The organism is Sulfuriferula multivorans (assembly GCF_003851125.1).
Taxonomy (GTDB): Bacteria; Pseudomonadota; Gammaproteobacteria; order Burkholderiales; family Sulfuriferulaceae; genus Sulfuriferula; species Sulfuriferula multivorans.
The window spans coordinates 104,553-128,165 of sequence record NZ_BGOW01000015.1; the positions used below are offsets into that span (position 1 = coordinate 104,553).

27 protein-coding genes are annotated in these 23,613 nt (G+C 56.3%); 13 read left to right on the forward strand and 14 right to left on the reverse strand.

All coding sequences use genetic code 11. The features are described from left to right. The first annotated feature begins 8 nt into the window (after window positions 1-8). The 5 genes from EI185_RS08895 to EI185_RS08915 all read left to right on the forward strand — a co-directional run bounded on the left by EI185_RS08895 (window position 9) and on the right by EI185_RS08915 (window position 4,348). Entirely contained in the window at window positions 9-278 is a 270-nt protein-coding gene (locus EI185_RS08895) for a cytochrome C oxidase subunit IV family protein (RefSeq protein WP_124704784.1), read from the forward strand. A 15-nt stretch (window positions 279-293) separates the two neighbouring features. Further along, complete coding sequence (locus tag EI185_RS08900; protein ID WP_124704785.1) at window positions 294-1,112, forward strand: CbbQ/NirQ/NorQ/GpvN family protein; 819 nt, start codon at window positions 294-296, stop codon at window positions 1,110-1,112. A gap of 10 nt (window positions 1,113-1,122) precedes the next feature. After that, the gene (locus tag EI185_RS08905; RefSeq protein WP_124704786.1) at window positions 1,123-2,937 is read left to right on the forward strand and encodes a nitric oxide reductase activation protein NorD; all 1,815 of its coding nucleotides are present in this window, start codon (window positions 1,123-1,125) and stop codon (window positions 2,935-2,937) included. A gap of 608 nt (window positions 2,938-3,545) precedes the next feature. Then, window positions 3,546-3,944 carry a group II truncated hemoglobin gene (locus EI185_RS08910; protein ID WP_124704787.1) on the forward strand — a complete coding sequence of 133 codons (399 nt, stop codon included), beginning with the start codon at window positions 3,546-3,548 and terminating at the stop codon, window positions 3,942-3,944. 20 nt (window positions 3,945-3,964) lie between these two features. Then, a complete protein-coding gene (locus EI185_RS08915; protein WP_124704788.1) occupies window positions 3,965-4,348 on the forward strand; it encodes a rhodanese-like domain-containing protein in 384 nt (127 codons plus the stop codon). A gap of 45 nt (window positions 4,349-4,393) precedes the next feature. On the opposite strand, the gene EI185_RS08920 is transcribed toward EI185_RS08915, so the two are convergent. The 5 genes from EI185_RS08920 to EI185_RS08940 all read right to left on the reverse strand — a co-directional run bounded on the left by EI185_RS08920 (window position 4,394) and on the right by EI185_RS08940 (window position 9,394). Next, a complete protein-coding gene (locus EI185_RS08920) occupies window positions 4,394-6,631 on the reverse strand; it encodes a putative bifunctional diguanylate cyclase/phosphodiesterase (protein ID WP_124704789.1) in 2,238 nt (745 codons plus the stop codon). A 91-nt stretch (window positions 6,632-6,722) separates the two neighbouring features. Further along, a complete protein-coding gene (locus tag EI185_RS08925; RefSeq protein ID WP_124704790.1) occupies window positions 6,723-6,977 on the reverse strand; it encodes a hypothetical protein in 255 nt (84 codons plus the stop codon). Between the two features lie 11 nt (window positions 6,978-6,988). After that, window positions 6,989-8,113, reverse strand: a complete 1,125-nt coding sequence (locus EI185_RS08930; RefSeq protein WP_124704791.1) for an FIST signal transduction protein — start codon at window positions 8,111-8,113, stop codon at window positions 6,989-6,991. Further along, the gene (locus EI185_RS08935; protein WP_189836345.1) at window positions 8,110-8,784 is read right to left on the reverse strand and encodes an ERCC4 domain-containing protein; all 675 of its coding nucleotides are present in this window, start codon (window positions 8,782-8,784) and stop codon (window positions 8,110-8,112) included. Before EI185_RS08935 ends, EI185_RS08930 begins: the two co-directional genes overlap by 4 nt. Window positions 8,785-8,830: 46 nt before the next feature. After that, window positions 8,831-9,394, reverse strand: a complete 564-nt coding sequence (locus EI185_RS08940) for a DUF924 family protein (protein ID WP_124704793.1) — start codon at window positions 9,392-9,394, stop codon at window positions 8,831-8,833. An 83-nt stretch (window positions 9,395-9,477) separates the two neighbouring features. Here EI185_RS08940 and EI185_RS08945 point away from each other — a divergent pair, with 83 nt between their 5' ends. The 6 genes from EI185_RS08945 to EI185_RS08970 all read left to right on the forward strand — a co-directional run bounded on the left by EI185_RS08945 (window position 9,478) and on the right by EI185_RS08970 (window position 13,280). Continuing rightward, entirely contained in the window at window positions 9,478-9,915 is a 438-nt protein-coding gene (locus EI185_RS08945) for a Slp family lipoprotein (protein WP_189836346.1), read from the forward strand. 33 nt (window positions 9,916-9,948) lie between these two features. Next, window positions 9,949-10,167, forward strand: coding sequence for a hypothetical protein (locus EI185_RS08950; protein ID WP_124704795.1), 219 nt, complete (start codon window positions 9,949-9,951; stop codon window positions 10,165-10,167). A 6-nt stretch (window positions 10,168-10,173) separates the two neighbouring features. After that, window positions 10,174-11,037, forward strand: coding sequence for a tetratricopeptide repeat protein (locus EI185_RS08955; protein WP_124704796.1), 864 nt, complete (start codon window positions 10,174-10,176; stop codon window positions 11,035-11,037). Between the two features lie 5 nt (window positions 11,038-11,042). Then, entirely contained in the window at window positions 11,043-11,300 is a 258-nt protein-coding gene (locus EI185_RS08960) for a SemiSWEET transporter (RefSeq protein ID WP_124704797.1), read from the forward strand. A gap of 70 nt (window positions 11,301-11,370) precedes the next feature. Further along, window positions 11,371-12,090: a DUF3025 domain-containing protein gene (locus tag EI185_RS08965; RefSeq protein WP_189836347.1), complete on the forward strand. Its 720-nt coding sequence runs from the start codon at window positions 11,371-11,373 to the stop codon at window positions 12,088-12,090. Between the two features lie 302 nt (window positions 12,091-12,392). Continuing rightward, window positions 12,393-13,280 (forward strand): ice-binding family protein, encoded by an 888-nt coding sequence (locus EI185_RS08970; protein WP_124704799.1) that lies wholly within the window; start codon window positions 12,393-12,395, stop codon window positions 13,278-13,280. Between the two features lie 225 nt (window positions 13,281-13,505). On the opposite strand, the gene EI185_RS08975 is transcribed toward EI185_RS08970, so the two are convergent. The 7 genes from EI185_RS08975 to EI185_RS09005 form a co-directional block, all read right to left on the reverse strand. Then, on the reverse strand, window positions 13,506-15,746 hold the full coding sequence (locus tag EI185_RS08975) for an arginine/lysine/ornithine decarboxylase (RefSeq protein WP_124704800.1): 2,241 nt from the start codon (window positions 15,744-15,746) through the stop codon (window positions 13,506-13,508). A 120-nt stretch (window positions 15,747-15,866) separates the two neighbouring features. Continuing rightward, entirely contained in the window at window positions 15,867-16,433 is a 567-nt protein-coding gene (gene dcd, locus EI185_RS08980) for a dCTP deaminase (RefSeq protein ID WP_124704801.1), read from the reverse strand. 18 nt (window positions 16,434-16,451) lie between these two features. Then, on the reverse strand, window positions 16,452-17,540 hold the full coding sequence (apbC, locus tag EI185_RS08985; RefSeq protein ID WP_124704802.1) for an iron-sulfur cluster carrier protein ApbC: 1,089 nt from the start codon (window positions 17,538-17,540) through the stop codon (window positions 16,452-16,454). 232 nt (window positions 17,541-17,772) lie between these two features. Further along, window positions 17,773-18,135, reverse strand: a complete 363-nt coding sequence (locus tag EI185_RS08990) for a hypothetical protein (RefSeq protein ID WP_124704803.1) — start codon at window positions 18,133-18,135, stop codon at window positions 17,773-17,775. A 53-nt stretch (window positions 18,136-18,188) separates the two neighbouring features. Then, window positions 18,189-18,785: a CBS domain-containing protein gene (locus EI185_RS08995; protein ID WP_124704804.1), complete on the reverse strand. Its 597-nt coding sequence runs from the start codon at window positions 18,783-18,785 to the stop codon at window positions 18,189-18,191. 94 nt (window positions 18,786-18,879) lie between these two features. Further along, entirely contained in the window at window positions 18,880-19,494 is a 615-nt protein-coding gene (locus tag EI185_RS09000) for a hypothetical protein (protein WP_124704805.1), read from the reverse strand. Between the two features lie 8 nt (window positions 19,495-19,502). Next, on the reverse strand, window positions 19,503-20,033 hold the full coding sequence (locus tag EI185_RS09005; RefSeq protein ID WP_124704806.1) for an RNA pyrophosphohydrolase: 531 nt from the start codon (window positions 20,031-20,033) through the stop codon (window positions 19,503-19,505). A 211-nt stretch (window positions 20,034-20,244) separates the two neighbouring features. On the opposite strand from EI185_RS09005, the gene EI185_RS09010 reads away from it, so the two are divergent. Both EI185_RS09010 and pstS read left to right on the forward strand, forming a co-directional pair. Further along, window positions 20,245-20,676, forward strand: a complete 432-nt coding sequence (locus EI185_RS09010; RefSeq protein ID WP_124704807.1) for a hypothetical protein — start codon at window positions 20,245-20,247, stop codon at window positions 20,674-20,676. Window positions 20,677-20,822: 146 nt separating this feature from the next. Next, the gene (pstS, locus tag EI185_RS09015; protein ID WP_306308276.1) at window positions 20,823-21,866 is read left to right on the forward strand and encodes a phosphate ABC transporter substrate-binding protein PstS; all 1,044 of its coding nucleotides are present in this window, start codon (window positions 20,823-20,825) and stop codon (window positions 21,864-21,866) included. Between the two features lie 83 nt (window positions 21,867-21,949). Here pstS and EI185_RS09020 read toward each other — a convergent pair whose 3' ends face one another. Next, entirely contained in the window at window positions 21,950-22,780 is an 831-nt protein-coding gene (locus tag EI185_RS09020; RefSeq protein WP_124704808.1) for a class I SAM-dependent methyltransferase, read from the reverse strand. Next, a complete protein-coding gene (locus EI185_RS09025; RefSeq protein ID WP_124704809.1) occupies window positions 22,777-23,556 on the reverse strand; it encodes a polyamine aminopropyltransferase in 780 nt (259 codons plus the stop codon). The genes EI185_RS09020 and EI185_RS09025 overlap by 4 nt, the downstream gene beginning before the upstream one ends. Between the last annotated feature and the right edge of the window lie 57 nt (window positions 23,557-23,613).

A 23,613-nucleotide genomic window follows, 5' to 3' on the forward strand; every position in this document is an offset into this window, starting at 1 on the left:
GACGACCGATGAAACTGCTTCAAACCATTCCGTTAAGACCCTGCACCGCCTCCTGGCTGGTGCTGCTCGGGCTCACCACGATCACTTTCGAGCTGGGTTCAAATGCCCCAAGCCAGGTACTCATGGCAGCGGTGCTGGCACTCACGCTCGTCAAGGGGCAACTGGTGGTGAGTTATTTCATGGGCCTGCGCCGTGTGCGCCCGGTGTGGCGCCTGGTCATGGCCGCGTATCTGGCCGCTGTCGGCGGCCTTATCGCCATTGCCTATCTCACCGCTTAATCAAGGAGCTTTCCCATGTCAGTTACCTCGATCGCCCGGGCCGTCAGAGTGCCCGGTCTCATCCCGCCTTACACGCCGACCGGAGACGAGATCGCCGTCTTCGAACTCGCCTATCGGAACCGTCTGCCGGTGCTCATCAAGGGCCCGACCGGTTGCGGCAAGACGCGCTTCGTCGAACACATGGCGGCGCGACTCGGGCGCGCATTGTATACCGTATCCTGCCACGACGATCTGTCCGCCTCGGACCTGGTGGGCCGCCACCTGATCGACGCTTCCGGCACCTACTGGACCGACGGCCCGCTCACCCAGGCAGTGCGTCACGGCGGCATCTGCTATCTGGACGAGGTGGTGGAAGCGCGCAAGGACACGACGGTGGTGCTGCACGCGCTGTCCGACGACCGCCGCATTCTGCCCATCGACCGTACCGGAGAGATACTGGAGGCGCCGCCGGAATTCATGCTCGTCGTCTCCTACAACCCCGGCTACCAGCATTTGCTCAAGGGTCTGAAACCCAGCACTCGCCAGCGCTTCGTGTCCCTCGCCTTCGGCTTTCCGGAAGCCGCGCGCGAGGCCGAAATCGTGGCAACGGAGTCTGGCGTCGACCCCGCCACCGCCAAGCGTCTCGTCACCCTCGCCAACGCCCTGCGCAGTACCGCCGATCACGACCTGGAAGAAGCGCCCGGCACGCGCCTGATCGTCGACGCGGCGAAGCTGATTGCCGGCGGCTGCGACCCGCAGGTGGCATGCCGCGCGGCCATAGTGGAATGCCTTTCCGACGAGCCGGAGATCACCCGCGCGTTGATGGTGGTGGTCCTCGCGATTTTCGGAAACTGAGGGTCAGGCCATGGAAGAACAGGTCGGCATCGCCTGGCACCGGTTGATTAACCGCCTGGCCGCACGCCGCTTTCCAGAAGCTGCGGTCGAGCTGGCCAGCGTCTCCCGTGATGCCGCGTTGCTGTTCCGCGCCCTTGGCGGAGACCACGGTGTGGCTGTGCAGGCGGGGGCGCAAACGCTCCACGGCGCCAGGCGTTCGCTGCTGGAGCGTCTGGCCGGCAGCGCGCGCAAGGTGGATCTCGCCTGGGTGGATCGTCAGGCGCTGCAGCTGCCTCCGCTAATCGATGCCTTTCCCGCAACCAGCCTGAACCGCGATCTGTATTTCTGGCTGGCAGCCCTGTGCGCCGTCGATCCGCAGCCACATCTGCCGTGGCTGGCCAGAAACCAGGCCGCCGTACTCACGATAACCCGAGGCTACCCAGGTCTGGCAGCAAGCTATGGCCGGCTGGTGGAAGCAGAGATCGCGCGCCGCCCGCCAATCAGCAAGCTGGCCCCGGATGAAGCGCAACAGGAACAGGCGATCCGTGCCGCGCTGCGCAAACCGGGCAGCGTCGCGGCGCTCCCCGCTGCGCGGCGTCCGCCCCATCCCGTCTTGCTGTGGCTGCGCCCCGAACTGCCCGCCAAAGGCAAAAAGCCGCACCCGGATAAATCACCGGATCAGCCTTCCCAGGCGGCGAGCGCGCTCCAGTCGGATAAAAAACGCCGGCTGGCCGAACACACGGAAATGCCGGAGCGCAAAGGCGGTCTTCTGATCTTCCGGCCCGAATCGATATTCAGTTGGACCGAATACGCGAAAGTCGAACATGAAACCAAGGAAAACGAGGATCAGGATCTCGCCCAGGCGGCGGACGATCTGGATGTGATCGCTATCGCGCAGGACCGCAGGAACATTGCCAAGAAGCTCAGCATGACCCTCGATCTACCCGTGGCAGAGGGTGATGACACCCCTCTGGACGGAAACAGGATGCTGCCCGAGTGGGACTACAGAACGCACACCCTGAAAGCGGACCGATGCCGGGTCAACACGATTCCCCTGACGGATGCCAAACCATGCGCGCTTCCCGAGCATCTGAAGCGCGACCAGCAACGCCTGCGGCGACAGTTCGGCGCGTTGCTACCGGTTCGCCTGCGCCTCAAGGCACAACCCGAAGGCAACGACATTGATATCGATCCCTATATCCGCCACCTCGCCCACAATGCGGGTGCAGAAACCCGTTTTTATCTGGACCAGCGCAAGCGCGAGCGCGACCTGGCTTGCCTGCTGCTGGCCGACCTGTCGTTATCCACCGAGGCATGGGTAGGCGAAGAACGGCGCGTAATCGATGTCATCCGCGACAGCCTGTTCCTTTTTTCCGAGGCATTGTCCGTAACCCGCGACCGCTTCGCGCTGTATGGCTTCAGTTCCCAACAACGCACCGATGTGCGCTTCCATACCTTGAAAACTTTCAATGAGCCTTACGATGACACCGTGCGCGGCCGCATCAACAGCATCAGCCCGGCGTATTACACCCGCATGGGTGCAGCCATCCGCCATGCCACCGAAATCCTGGGGCGCCAAAAAGCCCGCGAGCGCCTGCTGTTGTTGCTCACCGACGGAAAACCCAACGACGCCGATCTGTATGAAGGCCGTTATGGCATCGAAGACACGCGCAAGGCACTGATCGCAGCAAGGCAGCAGGGCCTGCGTCCGTTTTGCGTGACCGTCGACCAGGAAGCTCACGAATACCTGCCGCATATTTTCGGCAAGAACAATTTCATCATTATCCACAAACCATCGGAACTGCCCTCCAGACTGCCGCTGCTGTATGCCCAGTTGACCCGCTAAACGAGCCGACGGGAAAAGGATGCACCGGACTCAACGCGGGGGTAACGCCGCAACCCAACGCCCGCATAGAACCTTAAAGCAGTCTTCAGTGTCTCAATGCGCTATGTGTGCTCGCCATCATCCAGCACAAGCAGGATAATATCGGCTGCCCAATAAACCTAAAAACGGCGATTTCCCCACGGGAGACACGAAAGACACGAAACAAATCAATATATTGCATTGATCCTGAAAAAATCAGTTAGCCACAGAGAACACAGAGTTCACAGAGGCAACGGGGTTCGCAGGGATGGGCGGCTTGTCGCCCAACTCGCAAAAACCATTGGTTGCCGTAAATATTGGCTGCACCCATCAGGTGAAGCGGAAAAATAGGTGGAAACCCTTTCATCTCTGTGTTCTCTGTGGCTTGAATCGCGGTTTTTAGGTTGATTTAAGTCATTCACCCATTGGGTGATGATCTACAGCTTGTTATCGCTTTGAATATTTTTGTGCTTTTTGTGTTTTTCGTGGACAACTGCTTTTTCTAGGATAAATATGATGCTACCCATCCACGCCTGAGTGAGTGATGCCGCTACGGCCACTTACCGACGCAGAGACAAACAGGAAGAACCATGCAAGCTGAAACCACGACGCCCACCAGCCACTTCGACCATATTGGCGGGGCAGACAAGATACGGTCATTGGTCAGACGCTTCTACCAGATCATGGATGAACTGCCCGAGTCTTACGGCATTCGCAAGCTGCACGCCGAGGATCTGCAAGGTTCGGAAGACAAGCTGTTCAAGTTTCTGTGCGGCTGGATGGGCGGCCCGCAGTTGTATGTGCAAGAATATGGCCACCCCATGCTACGCCGCCGCCATCTGCCGTTTGCGATCAGCGCGTCCGAGCGTGACCAGTGGCTGCTATGCATGAACACGGCGTTGCATGAGGTGGTCCAGGATCAGCAACTGCGCGACGAACTGTCTGCCGCATTTGCCAAAGTGGCCGACCACATGCGCAATCAACACTGATTTTTTACAGGAGAAACCCTATGAGCATGACGCCTCAACAACTCGTCGAAGAAGCCAAGGCCCAGATCGGGGAAATCGATGCCAACAGCGCTGCCCAGCGCATTAGCGCAGGTGCCGTGGTGATAGACGTGCGCGAACCGGCCGAATTCGATGCCGGGTGCCTGCCCAATGCAGTGAACATTCCACGTGGCGTGCTGGAATTCAAAACCAGCGATCACCCGGCTCTGGCCAACAAGGACGTCGAACTCCTGCTGTACTGCAAAACCGGTGGCCGCTCTGCACTAGCCGCTCTCAGCCTGCAACGCCTGGGTTATGCCAAACCGGTATCCGTGGCAGGCGGGTTTGAAGCCTGGGTGAATGCGGGCCAGAAAGTGGTAAAAGACACCACCAATTTCGGGGGTTAAACTCACCCTCCAGTCCGTACACGGTACGCCTGGTCATGATAGACATCAGGCCTGGGCGTGCTGTCCGAATAGTTCGGCGTAATCTTCGGCAGGCAGCGGCATGCTGTACAAGAATCCCTGGATCTCATCGCAATCATGTTGCACCAGAAAATCGCGTTGCCCGGTCGTTTCCACGCCTTCTGCGATAACGATGATATTCATGCTATGGGCAAGCTGGATTATGGCTGAGACTACGGTAGCTGCATCATTATCGCTTTCCAGCGCATGAATAAAGGATTGGTCTATTTTTATCGCGTCGATCGGGAAGCGCTTGAGATAGCTCATGCTGGAATAGCCGGTTCCAAAACTGTCAATGCATAAATGCACGCCACGCTGTTTGAATGCCGTCAGGATTTTCAGGGCCTGGCTGGCGTTGCTCATGGCGGTAGTTTCGCTAATCTCGAGTTCCAGCTTACTGGCTGGCAAACCTGTTTCCTGCAGTATCTGATCGACCACCAGCAACAGATCAGGCTGAGCAAACTGGCGCGCGGAAAGGTTCACTGCCACGCGCTGGCCGTTCAGCCCCGCACGGCACCAGGTCGCCATTTGCTGGCAGGCCGCGCGCAGCGCCCACTCCCCTACCGGTTCAATCAGGTTGGTGGCTTCGATATCTGCTATAAATCGATCCGAACCAATAATGCCGCTACGCGGGTGGCGCCAGCGCAACAGGGCTTCAACTCCCGTGATATGGTCCTTGACAATATGAATTTTGGGCTGGTAATACAGCTCAAATTCGTGATGTTCCAGTGCGCGACGCAAACCGCTTTCCAGCGACAATTGGCGTTTACCGGCGACATTCATGCTCGAATTGAAATACAGAAACCCGCCATGCTGCCGTTTGGCACGGTACATGGCAGTATCAGCCTGGCGCATTAGCTCCTGAGCATCATCCAGAACAGTCGTACCACCCGTAGTGGTGACCGAACCACGCAACGCGCTGATGCCTATGCTGGCAGACATGATGTAATCCCGTCCGAGCAGGTTGATCGGTTCGTTCAGCGTTTCCAGTATTTTTTGTGCAACCGAAGCGGCAGCGCGGGCAGCCTGATTGCCAACGACCAGCACGGTGAACTCGTCCCCGCCCAAGCGGGCAACGTAGTCCTCGTTACGCACGCCAGCCTTGATGCGCGCCGCAACAATCCGTAACAGTTCGTCGCCAGTCTGATGGCCGAGCGTGTCATTAATATTCTTGAAGTGGTCGAGATCGAGATAAAGCAGCGCCACATTACCCCCATGACGCTGGGCATGTGCTGTGACGTGATCAAGATACTCCTGAAATGCCGCGCGGTTGGCAAGTCCGGTCAAGGGATCGAAGCGTGCCAGTTGATCCAGGCGCCACTCGGCAAGCTTGCGTTCGGCAATTGCCGCACCCACCAGCAGACCGGACAGCGCAATCATGATCAACATGATTTGCAAATTCACCAGTAGCGGATAGGCAACGTAATCAACCAGCGCGCCATTGTTCATCAGCGTAGGCGCAATGGCCAACACTGCCGCACACAAGGTGATCAGCGTCGTGGCAAGCAGCCCCAGGCGCAATGCCGCCCAGATCACAAAAACAAACAGCAGGTAATGCCCGCCATTGAGACCGGGAGGAATATCCAAACCGATGATAGGCAAGCTGGTCAATATCAGCATGAGCGCCAGCACTGCCCCTGTCTCGACAGACGGGGCTGAATATTTACCCGATCGCCAGGCGTGCCAACCCACCATGATCGGCGGCGCAAACAACAGGAAACCGCTAATGTCGCCCAGCCACCAGTTCCATCCCATCCGCCACAATTGTTCGTCAGGCAACTGACCCGCCATCGCCAACGCGACCATGCCCACCGCAGCACCCACCAGGCAGGCAATCGGTGCAGCGAACAAGGCCAGCTTGATTACATCGCGCACGCGCTCCAGGCTGGAGTGAAAGGTGTCGAAACGATTGAGCAGCCACACTGCCAGTACTGCTTCCAGCGTATTGCCCACACCGATTACCAGGGCGGCGGACCACTGCAGATCGATCCAGTTGGCGATAAACGCACCCAGCAAAAGACCAGGCCACAAACGCCTGCCAAACAGCACTAATGCCGCCAGCGCCACGCCGCTGGCAGGCCAGATGGCGCTAACGCCGGGATGCATGAAGCCTGCCATCCAGAAACCAAGCCGTGCGGCTAAAACATAGGCAGCAGCAAGACCCAGCATGCCGGCCAACAGGCGCATACCGGAAACAGATTCAGACGGTATCCAGAATTTTTGCATGGCTTATCGCATGCCCAAGGCGGGCACTTTCGGATGCATGGATAATTATAGTTGGCGGCGATTCTGAAGCGACGACCTAATTCAAACGCCGCTACGCCATCGCATCAATATGTGCTTTAACCGCTTCCAGCGATTCGCGCAACGTGTCTTCTGATAGGTGATTGAGGCTTTCTGCCAGTACTTCTGCGGCTTGCAGGGTTTCTGCTGCCAGGCTGGAGCTGTCGATTTCGGCGACGAATGCGGCGGCAGCACCTGTCACACGGAGTAGTGTATCGCGCTCGCGCATGAGCATTTCTACCTCATCGCGCAGCATTGCGGTTTCCTGGTGGTTTTGTGTATTCAGCATGTAATCCCTCTTTATAAAAATAATGTCAGCACGCCGGTATAGCCATACAGTCGGTCATGCGAAATTTCTCCATTGGCAAAAAATCCAACCAGAGGAAATTCACCCAGCACCTCACGGATCAGCTTGAGCTCAACAGAATCGGCGCCGAACAAACCCGCACCCCGCCCCAGACAGGAATAATACACTGCCCCGCGAGGCGGTGCAGTGATCGCCTGTTTAATGTTGCCGAGCATTCGCAGCATATCCTCGCGCGCTGCGCCGGCATCACGACGGCAAAATACCACCTCCCCCTGGACTGGTACCACCTCGCTGATCGCGACCAGACGTTCATTCGTGTCAGCACCAATCAGATTGCGCACCAGGTAATCGCCCGTATCCGAGCCGGAAACCGTGAGTGCAGCAAAAATATAGCCTGCGGCACGACTCAAGTCACGCGCCAGAATTTCGCCGATATCTTCGTTGAGCACATCCAGCGCCGGGCGGCCATCAAGCGAAACCAGTATATTTTCCTGGCTGGCAGTAACCAGATGCGGCGCCGCAATCGGCGTCACACCCTGGGTGAGGCGCGTCATCACCGGAACTTGTTCGCCGAACATCACCCCGGACAAGCCGCCGTGCACGACGCTATCCGCCACCTGGTACGACTGAAAGCGCGAGCTGGTGATGCCGCCGGTAACAAAACCGCTCTGCATCCGCGCCGCCAGCGCTGCGGCCAGATCGGGCACCTCGGCATTGCGTGCATCGCCATGCACCAGCGCATAGTGCGCAGGCCGCTCACCCACTTCGAAGCCGCCTGCCTGTTCGCTGAGCTGCGCGAGTTCGGTCACGTTGCCGAACACACGGAAACTGTCGGCAGGAAACTCGCCCAGCATCACCGCCATGCCCGACTCGTCCAGGTATTCCTGCGCCGTCGCGCACACTCCGATACCCACCGACCCCACCCAGTGCGCTACGCCGCTATGGCCACCCAGGTAGTCAAGAATCTCCGGCAGCCGGTTAGCATACAGGTCGGTCACATACACAAAACCAAGATTGGCAGCCGCAGGCACCGGCTGCAATCCGCGCAAACACGCCTCGGCAGCTTCCATCCATTGCCCGAGACCGGAATGAGCAAAACGGAATGGGGTGTTGCTCATGCACGCGTTCCCGGCCAGTGTGCGTCGAGCACCTTGCGCATACGCCCGGCTGCCTGCGGGGTGATGCCGGGAACTTCGGCCAGGGCATCCACACTGGCGGCGAATACTGCTGCCGCGCTGCCAAAACGATCGAGCAATGCGCGCGCCAGATTCTCGTTGATGCCCGGCAATCCCTCCACCAGATAACGCTGGCCATTTACCGGATCGAACGGCTTGCCGCTGCGCATCACAATCGGGTGACCGATACCGTGCTGTGCCTGACTGGCCATGGTATACATCAGTTCGGCGCTGAATTCGGCACCGGGGCTGGGTACCAGCGGCACGCCTTCACCCACCGTGAGCCAGGCAATGGCCTCGCGAATCACCACCGGATCGGTATGGAAACGCCCGCCATAGAGATCGCCCTCGATGATGAATATCGGTTGATCGAAGCTGGATTTGAGCTTGCCTACTTCGCCAAACAGGCGCTTGTCCATAATCGCCAGACTGAAATCGGTAGCGGACTTGCGCTCCACCACCAAGCCACCGCCCAGATCATAGTCGCCGCAATCCAGTTCGGCAGGCTGGGTCACCAGTCCCTTGAAATTGCCCGGAAAGGTCTGCCAGTGCCGGAGCACCGGACCGTTATCTTCACGGGGATGAAAGCTAATGGAAACAGGGGTATCACTCATCGTCATGTTTGGCCGTGTCGTTTGAAAATGATGTCACTATAACGTGTCAGAAGGAAGACCCCGGCTGCTCCAGAAAAACCAGCTCTTCAACCGTGCTGGTGCGGCCGAGAATCGCATTGCGATGCGGGAAACGCCCAAAACGGGCGATCACCTCATGGTGCAGGTACGCATAGCGCACCGCTTCCGCCATGCCTTCCGCATCGCGCAGGCCTTCAAACAGGGGAATTGAATATAACTGATCTTCCATCATCTCACTGTGTTCGAAAGGCAGATAGACAAACATGCGCTGGCGCGGAGGCAGCACCTTATCCAGACCTCGTGCAATGATGTCGCGAGCGATATACCGCGCTTGCGCATCGGTGGCAAAAGCCTGGGCCATTGCGCGAAACAGATTGCGCGGGAACTGGTCTAGCAGGATCACCAAGGCCAGACCGGATGGGGCGGATTCCTGCCAGTCGGCAAGCTGTCCGTCTGCCGCGGCCTGATAATCCGCCAGGAATTCATCCCGCATCCGCGCATCGGTCAGTTCATCCTTGCCGAACCAGCGCCGCTGCTGTGCCGGCGCATCGCCATCGAACCAGAAAGACAGGATTTGTTGCGCGCTGTGCATGATGCATGTCTCATATAAACGTCTTCAAGTGTGCGTTAAAGCGTGCCAATGAACAAGCCCGGCGACAGACGGTCCATATTGCCATGGCACTGAATAAAGCCATTACCCTGTTGGGAATTGCCCTGGTCATGCTGATGGCGGCACCCGCAATGGCCGCCGACTTCGACCCTACCGGCCCCCGGGTGGAATGGCTGGGACGGATCATTGCCATTTATCGCGAGGATACGGATACCTGCTTTGAATTGAATGGCCCTTACGATGCCTACGGCGCCATGCAGGCAGGTGCGACAGGTCAGTTCAAGGCCTGCGCTTTTGGTTACTACGATCCTGCAAAATTTGCGCCGGGGCGCTGGCTGAAAATCACCGGTACCCTGCAAATAAACGCTCAGCGGACACACTCGCCGCTGGTGCTGGGTGCGAAATTAGTGCTTACCAGCCGCCCATTGCCGTCACCACCGTCCTATTGGCATGATCCCTGGTACGATCCCTGGCATACACACTACCCTGGCTATTGGTGGTAGGCTAATAAGCTTCCCCTGTTTGCCGCCTGTACCATGAAATTGCTCACTCAATACAATCTCGACGAACTCAAGCTTGTCTATCTCTGCCTGCACGCCGCGCTGCCAGACAATCCCCCCCTGATGGATTCCGAATTGTTGCAGGACTTGCAAACCCACTTGCAACAAATGGCAAAAGCGAACGGCGTAGACGTATCCCACCACGCACAATGGGCCACCTGGCTTAACAACGGCGTGCTATTGAAGCGCGTGTAGTCAATCATGACGGACTCACGTTTTGTGATGGATGCCACCCGGGAAAATTTTTCCCAGCTGGTGTTGGGTAATTCTGAAAAAGGCCCGGTCATGGTGCATTTCTGGACACCCAAGGCTGGCCCCTGCATGCTGCTGATGCCGCGCCTGGTCAAGCTCACCGCCGAGTACAACGGCAAATTCCTGCTGGTCATGGTCAACACCGACGAACTCGGCCACATAGCCCGCCAATACGGCGTCACCAGCGTGCCCACGGTAAAGTTTTTCCGCCACGGCCAGGTCGTTCACACCATCCACGGTGCTGATCCGGATGCCGAATTCCGTAAAGTGCTGGACCGTTTTATCGCCCGCGACAACGACGCCATCCACGTGCGTGCACTCACCAGCCGGCAACACGGCGATGAGCACGCCGCACGCATGTTACTGGTGGAGGCAGCTCTTGCCGACCCGGACAATCCGCGCATTCCCGCCGATCTGGCAAAGCTGTTGATGTCCGGCGGCGAGCTACAGCAGGCGCACGACTTGCTCACAGCTTTATCACCAACGCTACGAGAGGATGCCGAAATAAGCCGGCTGATCACCCATCTCGATTTTATTCTCACTGCGCATGTCGCACCGCCACCAGCTGATCTGGTGCAACGCATCGCACAGGACGCCAATGACTTGGAAGCACGCTACCAGCTCGCTGCCCAGTGCCTGGTGGCGGATGATATGGGTCACGCCATGGTCGAGCTTCTGGAAATCGTCCGCCGCGACCGCAGCTTTCGTCAGGATATTGGCCGCCGTGGCCTGGTCAGCCTGTTTGATCTGTTGGGTGCCGCGCATCCTCTCACAACGCAATACCGCCCTCTGCTCGTCAACGCATTGCACTGACCCATATGCTTGCCCATGACTGGATCGGCTTGCTCGCCGGCGCACTCACTACCGTCGCTTTTATCCCGCAAGTGATCAAAATCTGGCGCAGCAAAAAAGCCGATGATATTTCCATCAGCATGTTCCTGATTTTTACTATTGGGGTGGCGCTGTGGATGGTATTCGGCATTCAGATCGGCTCGCTGCCAGTCACGCTGGCCAACGCGGTCACCATGGTGCTGGCACTTGTAATTCTGATACTCAAATATCGCTATCGAAAATAACGCCCACACTTGGCTACCCGGCTGGCCAGCCCATTCTTCACTCTTTGATTCACTGCTGCCTCTGCCGACAGTGCTGACCACACCGGTGAACTGGCCGGATACGGCCACGCTTACACGGCTTGCAGCCGAGCGTAGTGTGGTCAACACCAACGGCCTGCCCATTCACTTCGTATCCGGCCATACCCCCGGCCCGGCGCTGGCTTACGAAACGACCATCCACAACAGCGGCATTGTCCCCACTCGCAGTCGCAATTGGCACGACTTCTTCAACGCACTGGTATGGCTCAACTGGCCACACACCAAGGCCGCATTCAACGCATTGCATATCCGCGCCGGGGTGTCGTCCGTGCGCAGCCGACTGCGTGATGCCCTGACCTTGCTGGACGAGAGCGGCGTGGTCGTGGCTTACTCCGAATCTGTACTGTGGGAGAAGCTGGCGCATGCAGACTGGAACGATTTGTTTGTCCGGCAACGCGCAACCGTGCGTGCTGCCATGCGCTTCTATCTGATTGGCCATGCGCTCCATGAAAAAGCGCTGTCCCCCTATCCGTCGATGACGGGCAAGTGCGTGCCTGTTTTGGTCCCAAATGAATTTTTTGCGCTGGATGCCGCACGGCAACGTCTACAACTGGATGCCTTGCTGGCTCAACAGCTGTTGGCAACCCCGCCGCAAACACCGGCACAGTTTCCGCCACTGCCGCTATTGGGTATTCCAGGTGTAACCCCCGCCAGTGAGCATCCGGACTTTTACGCTGACACCCGGATTTTTCGTCCGCAGCGGGTTATTTAATCCAGGATTGCCAATAGCATTGGGGTTGCTCAAGAACGAATGCTGCACACATCACCCACGTCGGCATCCTTTACACGTTGCATCCGTTCCCTCCCGCAAAAAATAACAAATCATTCTTAAATCAATATATTGCTATATGTTGCATAATTCTTGCTTAGATCTGCTTATCAGTTCAATAACGCTAGTGCGGTTCTTGCACCTGTGCCTTAACTTCCCGTGTTCACACGCTAGATAAAGCGAGATTTCGCCATTTTGGCAGAACTTTAAAGATGCATAACAAATAATGCTTTAGGAGCGCAGTGATGAAAACACCAAAATATTTGTCGATACTGTCATTGGCAGTGATCGGAGCGCTTTACGGCGCCTCCCCGGCACTGGCGACGCCATTGTTGGGTTCGGATTTGGCGAGCTTTACGGTTCTGGGTGCCTCGACGGTGACCAATGTCCCGACGAGCACCATCGTCGGAAATGTCGGTGTCTACGCAGGCAGCTCGATCACTGGCTTTAACTCGTCACCCGGCGTTGCAGTGTCGGACCCACAGGTGACTGGAGGGCAGGTTCACGCAACTACTGCGGTCGCGCAGTCGGCTCAGACTCAACTCACCGCCGCAATAACTAATCTTGGATCTCTGGGTGCAGGTACCCTATTGGCTTCGGATCTGACCCTTGCAGGATCCCTCGCTCCGGGCGTCTATACAGTTCCTTATGGAGTTACCAATTTGTCGGGGGCGCTCACTCTAGACGGCGGGGGCAATGCCAACGCGGCTTGGGTTTTCCAGATGGCAAGTTCGCTGATCACCTCGCCCAACTCGGTTGTGAACGTGATCAATACCGGTTCAGGTGCCGGCGTGTATTGGAATGTCGCCAGCTCCGCGACCATTGATGTAAACAGTACATTCTTGGGGAATATTCTCGCGCTCGCCAGCATCTCCTTTAACACCACCGCAACAGATCTTTGCGGTAGAGCCTTGGCGAGTACTGGTGCCGTGACATTGCAGAAAAACAGCCTCTCCGGCGTTTGCTTGGGCAATGGCTTGAGTGGCGGCCTTGATGTGATAACTACACCAGGTGTTGGCACGGAGGTCGCCTTTCTTCCACCCGCCCCCGTTACCGTACCCGAGCCAGCCACGCTGGCGCTGCTGGGACTCGGACTCGTGGGACTCGGATTCAGTCGACGTCGGCGCGATTGAGATAAACAGCCCACCACAACAAAACCCTGCTTCGGCAGGGTTTGTCGTTTGTACGCCGCCATGGTGGAGCAAACAATGGCAACGCCGTCGTGATGGTAGCGGTGACATTCCCATTACAATTACCAGTCACCGGGCTTAAAGCCCCTGAAAAGCCACCGCCTGCTGCGCAAGGTTTTGCACAAGGTTCAGGTTTTTCTCGCCGGAATCAGCGCATGGGTCCCGGCGCTAGCGCACACAATCCACATAATAAACCGGCTTGCCGTCCGTTTCTCCCTTCACCAGCCCGTGAATGTCCGTCTCGAAGCCAGGGAAGCGTTCATTGAAATCGCGCGCGAATTTGAGGTAACGCACGATGGTGGCGTTGAAGCGCTCGCCCGGGATCAGCAGCGGAATGCCTGGTGGATAGGGTGTCAGCAGCACACTGGTAATGCGGCCTTCGAGCTTGTCGATTTCCACCCGGTCGATTTCACGATGCGCCATCCTGGCAAAGGCATCGCTGGGTTTCATGGCCGGTTCCATATTGGAGAGATACATCTCTGTGGTGAGGCGGGCGATGTCGTTGGCCTTGTAGATGCCGTGAATGGCATCGCACAAATCCTTCAGCCCCATGCGCTCGTAACGCGGGTATTTGGCGATAAATTCCGGCAGTACGCGCCATAGCGGCTGGTTGCGGTCGTAATCGTCCTTGAACTGCTGCAGCGCAGTCAGCATGGTATTCCAGCGGCCTTTGGTAATGCCAATGGTGAACATGATGAAGAACGAATACAGGCCGGTTTTTTCCACGATCACGCCATGCTCGGCCAGGTATTTGGTAACGATGGCGGCAGGCATGCCGGAGTCGGCAAAGTCGCCGTCGACGTCGAGGCCGGGTGTGATGATGGTGGATTTGATCGGGTCGAGCATGTTAAAGCCCGAGGCGAGGTCACCGAAGCCATGCCAGCGTTCGTTGGCGCGCAGCACCCAGTCGTCGCGTTCGCCCATCCCCTCTTCGGCCAGGTGTTCCGGCCCCCACACCTTGAACCACCAGGAGTCGCCGAATTCGGCGTCCACCTTGCGCATGGCGCGGCGGAAATCCAGCGCTTCCATGATGGACTCTTCCACCAGCGCGGTGCCGCCCGGCGGCTCCATCATCGCTGCCGATACGTCGCAGGAGGCGATGATGGCGTACTGCGGGCTGGTGGAAGTGTGCATCAGATAGGCTTCGTTGAAGATGTCGCGATCCAGCGTGCGTGTCTCGGAGTCCTGAATCAGGATTTGCGAAGCCTGCGACAATCCGGCCAGCATCTTGTGGGTGGACTGCGTGGCGAAAATCATGGATTCCTTGCAGCGTGGCCTGTTCTTGCCGATGGCGTGCATGCCCTGGTAAAAATCGTGGAAGGTGGCGTGCGGCAGCCAGGCTTCGTCAAAGTGCAGCGTGTCGATCTGGCCGTCGAGCATGGATTTGATGGTCTCGACGTTGTAGAGCACGCCATCGTAAGTGCTCTGGGTGATGGTGAGGATGCGCGGCTTGCCTTTGGCGGCACGGGCGAACGGATTAGCGTCGATCTTTTTCTGGATATTTTCTAGCTTGAATTCCTCCAGCGGAATCGGGCCGATGATGCCATAGTGATTGCGCGTCGGTGTCAGGAACACCGGGATCGCACCAGTCATGGTAATGGCGTGCAGGATGGACTTGTGGCAGTTGCGATCCACCACCACGATGTCGTCTGGCGCCACGGTCGAATGCCACACCATCTTGTTGGAAGTGGAAGTACCGTTGGTCACGAAGAACAGGTTGTCGGCGTTGAAAATACGCGCCGCATTGCGCTCTGATGCCGCCACCGGGCCGGTGTGGTCAAGCAATTGACCCAGTTCGTCCACGGCGTTGCAAACATCGGCACGCAGCATGTTTTCACCGAAAAACTGGTGGAACATCTGTCCCACCGGGCTTTTCAGGAAGGCCACGCCACCCGAGTGCCCGGGGCAGTGCCAGGAATAGGAGCCATCCGAAGCATAATGGGTTAGCGCGCGAAAGAACGGCGGCGCCAGCGAATCGAGATAGGTTTTCGCCTCGCGCAGGATATGGCGCGCCACAAACTCGGGCGTATCCTCGAACATATGAATGAACCCGTGCAATTCCTTCAGCACATCGTTGGGGATATGTCGCGAGGTGCGCGTTTCACCATACAGAAAAATCGGGATTTCACTGTTGCGGAAGCGGATTTCTTCCACAAACGTGCGTAACTGGGCTACGGCCTGATCGGCCGCATTGGGCGAAGAAAATTCTTCGTCGTCGATCGACAGAATAAAGCACGATGCACGACTCTGTTGCTGGGCAAAACTGGACAGGTCACCGTAACTGGTTACTCCCAGCACTTCGGTGCCCTCATCTTCTATGGCCTTGGCAAGCGCCCGAACACCCAATCCGCTGGCGTTTTCGGAACGGAAATCCTCGTCGATAATGACGATGGGAAAACGGAATTTCATTACTGACTCCTCAAGACCGGCTGTTCAAAGACAGCACGGAAGAAAAAATGAAACCGCCAGGACGACGCCTCGCGCGAGGCTGCCTTGGCGGTTTTGGCGCTAGCCTGGAATGACATCGGCCTAGATTTTCGGCAGTGTTACACCGCTCTGCCCCTGGTATTTACCACCGCGATCACGGTACGAGGTTTCGCATTCTTCGTCCGCTTCAAAAAACACGACCTGCGCCACGCCCTCATTGGCATAGATGCGCGCAGGCAGCGGTGTGGTGTTGGAGAATTCGAGCGTCACATAGCCTTCCCATTCCGGCTCGAATGGCGTGACGTTGACGATGATGCCGCAGCGCGCGTATGTGGATTTACCCAGGCATATGGTCAGCACGTTGCGCGGGATTCGGAAATATTCCACAGTGCGCGCCAGCGCGAACGAGTTGGGCGGGATGATGCAGGAATCGCCTTCCACATCCACGAACGAATTGGAGTCGAAATGTTTGGGATCGACAATCGTTGAATTAATGTTGGTGAACAGTTTGAACTCGTTCGAGCAGCGAATATCGTAGCCGTAGCTGGAGGTGCCGTAGGAAACGATTTTCTGGCCGTTCATCTCGCGCACCTGGCCGGGCTCGAACGGCGCAATCATGCCGTGCTGCTCCGCCATGCGGCGGATCCATTTATCTGACTTGATACTCATCTGGATAAGTTCCGGTACTCAGGTATTTTGAATGACGATCTTCGGGAAGGCGGCGCTGTGGTCCTGCGACTGCTCAGCCACTTTCACTGCCACACGTCGCGCGATGTCGCGGTAAATTTCCGCAATGCGGCTATCCGGCGCCGCAACCACAGTAGGTGTACCGGAATCCGCCTCTTTGCGGATACGCATATCGAGCGGCAACGCACCCAGAAATTCGATTTCGTAATCGGCCGACATGCGCTCGCCGCCGCCTTCACCGAAAACATGCTCTTCATGTCCGCAGTTGCTGCAGATGTGAATGCTCATGTTTTCCACGATACCGAGAATAGGAATCCCGACTTTCTCAAACATTTTCAATCCCTTGCGCGCATCGATCAGGGCGATGTCCTGCGGCGTGGTGACGATCACCGCGCCGGTGACCGGCACGCGCTGCGCCAGCGTCAACTGAATGTCGCCGGTGCCGGGAGGCAGGTCAACGACCAGATAATCCAGATCGCGCCAGCGTGTATCGTTAAGCAGTTGCTCCAGGGCTTGGGTGACCATCGGGCCGCGCCATACCATGGGGGTTTCCGCATCAATCAGAAAACCGATGGACATGGCCTGTAGGCCATGACCTTCCATCGGCTCCAGAGTCTTGCCGTCGCGGGATTCCGGGCGACCGACAATGCCCAGCATAGTGGGCTGGGACGGTCCATAAATGTCGGCATCCAGCATCCCCACATTGGCGCCTTCTGCCGCCAGCGCCAGCGCCAGGTTGACCGCGGTGGTGGATTTGCCCACGCCCCCCTTTCCCGACGCCACGGCAATCACGTTTTTAACGCCCGGGATGAGTTTTACCCCGCGTTGCACGCTATGCGAGACAATCTTGTAGCTGACGTTGACAGCGATTTTTCCAATACCCGCCAGCGTACCCAATTTGTCGGCCACCAGCTTGCGGATGATTTCCATCTGGCTTTTGGCGGGATAACCCAGCACCACGTCCAGGCTCACGTCGTTGCCATCCACTTTGATATTGCGCGCGGATTTGCTGGTGATGAAGTCCTTGTGCGTGTTGGGGTCGATCACTTCTTTCAATGCGGTCTGGACTTGCAGCTCGGATATGGGCATTACTCTTGACTCCTTCGGTGTGCGGCGAAATATCTAATTTTAATCAATCTGTCCTGTCGCATCCATGCATGCCAAAATAAAAACCGGGGACATAACCCCGGTTATTCACTTTGACCGGCAGCAAACCATGTTTAATGGGTTGAGCAGGAACGTAAATGGCTGAGCAGCAGGTTCAATTTGCTTCGCCACTACGTATTTGCGTGTCGGCATCAAATTAACACATTGCGCTGGTTTATGCCTCTCGTCCCGTATAGTGCCCTACCAGCAAAGCTTCAGGCACACGATCGCGAATCGCCCCCGCTATTTCCAGCACAACGCCGGAACGATGCCGCAGCGATACCCACAGCACATTGATTGACAGGTTCACATCGGCAAACACCACTTCTCGATAACAGGCGAGAACCGTCTCGATACTGAGCACGGTACGCTCTATGTAGACTTTTGGCTGCTGCCGAAGCTTGGGCAATAACATCATGAAATCGGTCAGCATTTTGCCATTTTCATCGTGTGTGGGAACAATTTTCCACATCGGCAAAGCCGGTTTGGCGGTTTGCGCAGTAAGTACCGCTCGACTGGAGAAACGTGCCGGTTTCATGAGCCTATCTTCATGGATGAAGTTTGCGCGCTGTGACGAAGTTACTATACTTCTCAGTGCGCCAACTGGGTTTCAATTTCGGCGAAAGTACGCGCAATTTCCGCAGTCTGCACGGTAACGCCAAGCTGCCGGGTCAGGCGTGACAGCGACAGGATGCCACGCACCTTCTGCGGCAATCCCGGGGCTGGCCGATCCACCACCAGCGCGTGCTGGCGTCCACTTGCTTTAAGCGTGGCCAGCACATTGCCCGCCCTGGCGTGTTCAACATCATTCATGCAAATCACTTCGAGCCTGTCGCCCGGCGTCATGATGTCCTGCACCAATATCTCTGCATGAGTACAGCCGGTATTCTGGATCACCTGCATCGGCTTTTCCCCCATCAAGTCGGTGGAAGTAACTAATCCTAGTATCGTATTTTTTGCATCCACAACCAGCAACAAGCGCACTCCACGGTGAATCATTTTGTGTTGCGCTTCTTCTATGCTTTCCAAAGGAAAAATGGTGTATGCCGTCACGATTTTGAAATCGGTCATCACATCCAGCGCGGGGCTGTTCAGGGTGACCCGTTCAGGCAGGTTCTGTATAGGTTTATGAAAAGTTGCACCGGACTCAAGCCGTCCGGAAGGAAGCTGGTGATAGGTTTCGCTCATAGTTGTCGCCTTGTCTGATTTTATCGTGTTCTACCCTGTTCTCCTGCCAATCACAGGCTGGTCTGAACCAATATAAACCTTCACAGACAAAACCTCAATCAGCCAGTGCGCGCTCGACTTCATTCCGAATTGCGATATCAGCCCCGGGGCCAAAGTGACTGGTCAACGGATCGAAATCGTCGGTAAAGGCATAATCGAATTTCACATCCTGCAAACCCAGGGCACCGAACAGGCGGTTTTCGAATGAATAATCGTCGGGCTGGGCAATAATGGTCGGCCAGCATGATACACCGCAAGACAATATCGGCCCAAAAAATATCAGCCCGGGCTTATTCTTGCAGCGCAACGCGCAACTGCTTTCGGTGCGCCCTGACATAGGTAAAAAATCAATGGTGCGCGAGAACCGGTTTTCGCGATCCAGCACGATATCCGTCTTGCCTGAAATATGCCGGGCTTCGTGGCCGTAGGCCATGGTTTGCGCAGCAGACGCGCTACGCCAGGCGTCCACATCCTGCGCACCGAGGTGGCTGGGATAAAAAATGAATTTAAGCGGCATGATCGTATTGATTTGCGCCAGGGTTTCCGGGGAAAAAATCGGCGAATTGATCAGAATACCGCCTCCCTCTTTGTCGGCCAGAAAAAAAACTGCCGGGTGTGTGCCCGGCAGGTAGTACACGCTACGATCAAAAGACTCGTACAATTTTTGCATTGCATATCCTATTCGTGGTGATGTACCTGGCCGAAAAGCCGGGCGGTACCATGCTTGCGCGTCGCATCGCGCTCAAGATAACGTTCCAGCTCGGTCAGCGCGGAGCGATATACGTCACGCTTGAAGTCCACAACCGATTCCATTGCTGTCCAGTAATCGTTCCAACGCCAGGCATCGAATTCCGGGTGCGTCGAGGCGCGCAGGCACACATCGCAGTCGCGCCCGGTCAGCCGCAGCAAAAACCATATCTGCTTCTGCCCGCGATAATTACCGCGCCAGTCGCGCCGCACCCACTGATTCGGAACGTCGTAGCGCAACCAGTCGCGGGTACGCCCAAGGATGCGCACATGCTGCGCCGCCAAACCGACTTCCTCCATCAGTTCCCGGTACATGGCCTGTTCAGGGGTTTCGCCGTGGTTGATCCCACCCTGCGGAAACTGCCAGGAATGTTGCCGTATACGCTTGCCCCAAAAAACCTCATTCCGGGAATTACATAGAATGATGCCGACATTGGGGCGATATCCCTCCTTGTCGATCATATCCGTCACCAAAATTAATCCGTTACAATTGATTCCATTTTTCCACAGTTCGTAAACATTGGAAAGCCACGATGCGCTTCCCTGAACCCCTATTTCCGGAACCCGGTGTACTACGTCGGAAATTGCGGCACAAATCCGCAGCTCGCCAGTCGCGATTTGGCTTAATGAGCCGATGATATTTTTAACCTCGATATACCCCGCAAACCGAACGATGGATGATCTGGAAAAACACTATAAAGCGCTTCCGCTAGCCGAAAGGTTGGACCTGGCACTGTCGGAATCCCTGCCTGCGCATTACCGCCCCTTCATGGTGCATGAGCAGTGGATGGTCATCAAATGCTACTTTGCCCGTCGCGCCGACCTCAGCGAAGAAGAAGTCGCTGCGTTGATTGAAGATCAGGATCACGTCATCCGTCTATGCATCGCCAAACGCCCCGACCTCACCCCAACCATGGTGGAAAAATGCGTCAGAGATCGCGACCCCAACGTACGTCATGCCATCTCGCGCAATGCACTCACCAGCGAGGCACAACGTGCGCTACTCAGGCAGGACGAAGATCCACTGGTGGCGCGTGCAGCCGCCAAAGGCGCAAAGGCTACGCAATACCGGCAAAGGCCAGGCCAAACCAGGCTCATTAAATAATCGGTAAATAATCGGTTCTCTTATCCAGGGTGAGAGAAGCGGTTACGTCACTTCTTTTGTTGTCACAATACTGTCATATAAATAGCTCAAACTGATTGCGGTTTTGGTATTTCCAAATACCTCAGTTTCCAATTATTAAGGAGCCCATGATGTTAGCTGCAGCACTCAAACGTTTATATCAACCCCTTGCAATAGGTTTCATTGCTTCCAGCATGATCCTCGGCGCCCAAGTTGCTGCGGCAGCCGATACGCTGACAGGTGCTGGTGGCACCGCCATCTACCCCGTACTGTCCAAATGGGCTGAATCTTATAAAAAAGAAACCGGTACCGAAATCAATTACCAGTCGATTGGCTCAGGTGGCGGCATCAAGCAAATCCAGAGCAAGACCGTGGCTTTCGCCAACAGCGATAAACCCCTTACCCCGGATGATCTGAACAAATCCGATCTGGCACAATTTCCGGCCGTCATCATCGGCATCACCCCGGTGGTCAATTTGCCTGGCGTGAAACCCGGCGAAATGGTACTGAATGGTACCGTTCTGGCTGACATTTACCTGGGCAAGATTACCAAATGGAATAGCCCGGCTATCCAGGCGCTCAACCCCGGCATGAAACTGCCTGATATGGCGATTTCCACCGTGCATCGTTCAGACGGTTCCGGTACTACCTTCAACTTCACCAATTACCTGGCCAAGGTCAGCCCGGAATGGAAAGAAAAAGTGGGTTCCGACACCTCGGTGTCCTGGCCGAGTGGCGTGGGCGGCAAAGGTAACGAAGGTGTGGCGGGCTTTGTAAAGCAGCTGCCTGGTTCAATTGGTTATGTGGAATACGCTTACACCATGGAAACCAAACTGACCTACACCCGCATGGCTAATGCCGACGGCAAAGTGGTTACGCCCAGCATGGACAGCTTCCAGGCCGCTGCTGGCAATGCCGATTTCTCGAAAGTTAGCGATTTTTACCTGATCCTGACCAACCAGCCAGGCGCGAAAAGCTGGCCCATCACGGCTGCCACCTACATCCTGATGCGCAAGGACTATCCCAAGGCCGAAAATGAGAAAGTGCTGAAATTCTCCAAATGGTTCCTCGAGCACGGTCAGGCCGAAGCTGAAAAACTGGCCTACGTACCGCTGCCCAAGCGTACTGTCAGTTTGATTGAAGCCTACTGGAAAAAAGAATTGGGAATTTAAGGCTGTAAAAGGCTTTAACCAAGCTTCGGTTTAACATCAGGGTGGCGCAAGCCACCCTTTTTGTTTGGGTATAACGCCTAAAGTCAAAGCCCCGTAAAAAACCGCTCGCGCATTTCCTCCAGCCCCAGCGTTTCCAGCACTTCATTCAATCGCTCCGCCGGACGTTTGCGCGGCAGATCTTTATAGCTGGCAATAATCAGTTCATTTTTCATCGAGTGTTCCCACCCCACCAGTTCGGTCACGCTTACCTGATAGCCGTGCGCCTCCAACTGCAGACAACGCAGGACGTTGGTGATCTGGCTACCGAATTCACGCGTATGCAAGGGATGCCGCCAGATTTCGGTGAACGCGTTTTTAGCCAGCGTTCTGCTTTTGTTTTTCTTCAACACTGAAGCCACTTCGGCCTGGCAACAGGGTACCAACACCAAGAACTGTGCCTGTTTTTTTAGCGCAAAATGAATCGCGTCGTCGGTAGCCGTGTTGCATGCATGTAGTGCCGTAACGATATCCACTTTGGCCGGCAACAGGTCGGAGGTAATGGATTCAGCTACCGACAGGTTGAGGAAGCTCATGCCCGTGAAACCCAGTCTGGCCGCGAGTTCCTGCGACTTTTTCACCAGCTCGTCGCGGGTCTCAATCCCGTAAATGTGCGACGCATTATTAAGCGTCTTGAAAAACAGGTCGTACAGAATGAAACCCAGATAGGATTTGCCGGCGCCATGGTCCACCAACCGGATATCAGCGTGGTCCTGCTGGACAGCCTGCAGCAATGGTTCGATGAATTGGTACAGGTGATATACCTGCTTGAGTTTGCGCCTGCTATCCTGGTTCATTTTGCCGTCGCGGGTGAGGATATGCAGTTCCTTGAGCAACTCAACGGACTGACCAGGCTTGATTTCGTCCATGTCGCTCATGCCAGCCCCTTGTGGTCATGCGCATTCATCACACGCAACCCCTCAACAAAATGAGTGAATTCCAGCCCCAGGTCCGCTTGTAGACGCGCCGCGCGGTTGCGCAAGGCTTCCCATTCGGTATGGCGAGGCTTGCTGGCGAAGCCGAATACGATGATATTGCCGCGCCGCTCGGCAGGCAGACACAGAATACGTCCATCGAAGGCGGTTTCGATGCGTTTGAGGTAAACATCGAAGTTGGGATCGCTACCCCACAGATTGACCGACAGCACGCCCTGTTGCGTTAGCGCCATCGCGCAATGGTCGTAGAAATCCTGGGTTGCGAGGGATTCGACCTGGCAGCCGGAATCAAAACCGTCCAGCAGAATGGCATCCCAACCCAAGTGTTCAACTACATAACTCGCCGCGTCGCCATGCACTACCTGCAAACGCTCATCGTCTGCCGGCAGCTGGAAAAATGATCGGGCGGCGGCGATCACTTGCGAGTTGATTTCCACGGCAATTGATTTTGTTGCAGGCATCCGGTGGTAAAGAAATTTCGCCAGGGAACCGCCGCCCAGCCCCAGCATCAGTGCGCGCTCCGGTGGCGCCATGAGCAGCAGAAAACCCAGCATGGCGCGGGTATAGGACAGTTCCAGACCGTTGGGGTCGGACAACCGCATGGCTGATTGTACCGTGTCGTTACCCAGGTGCAGAAAGCGCACGCCGTCCTGCTCGCTGATTTCGACGGTATCGAGATCCGACACCGCCTTGTGAATACGTCGCTTGAAAAATCGCATGAAAATCCTATTTGTAAACGCAGCGCAGACGTAGCTGTTAAAATTGCCATCATTTTA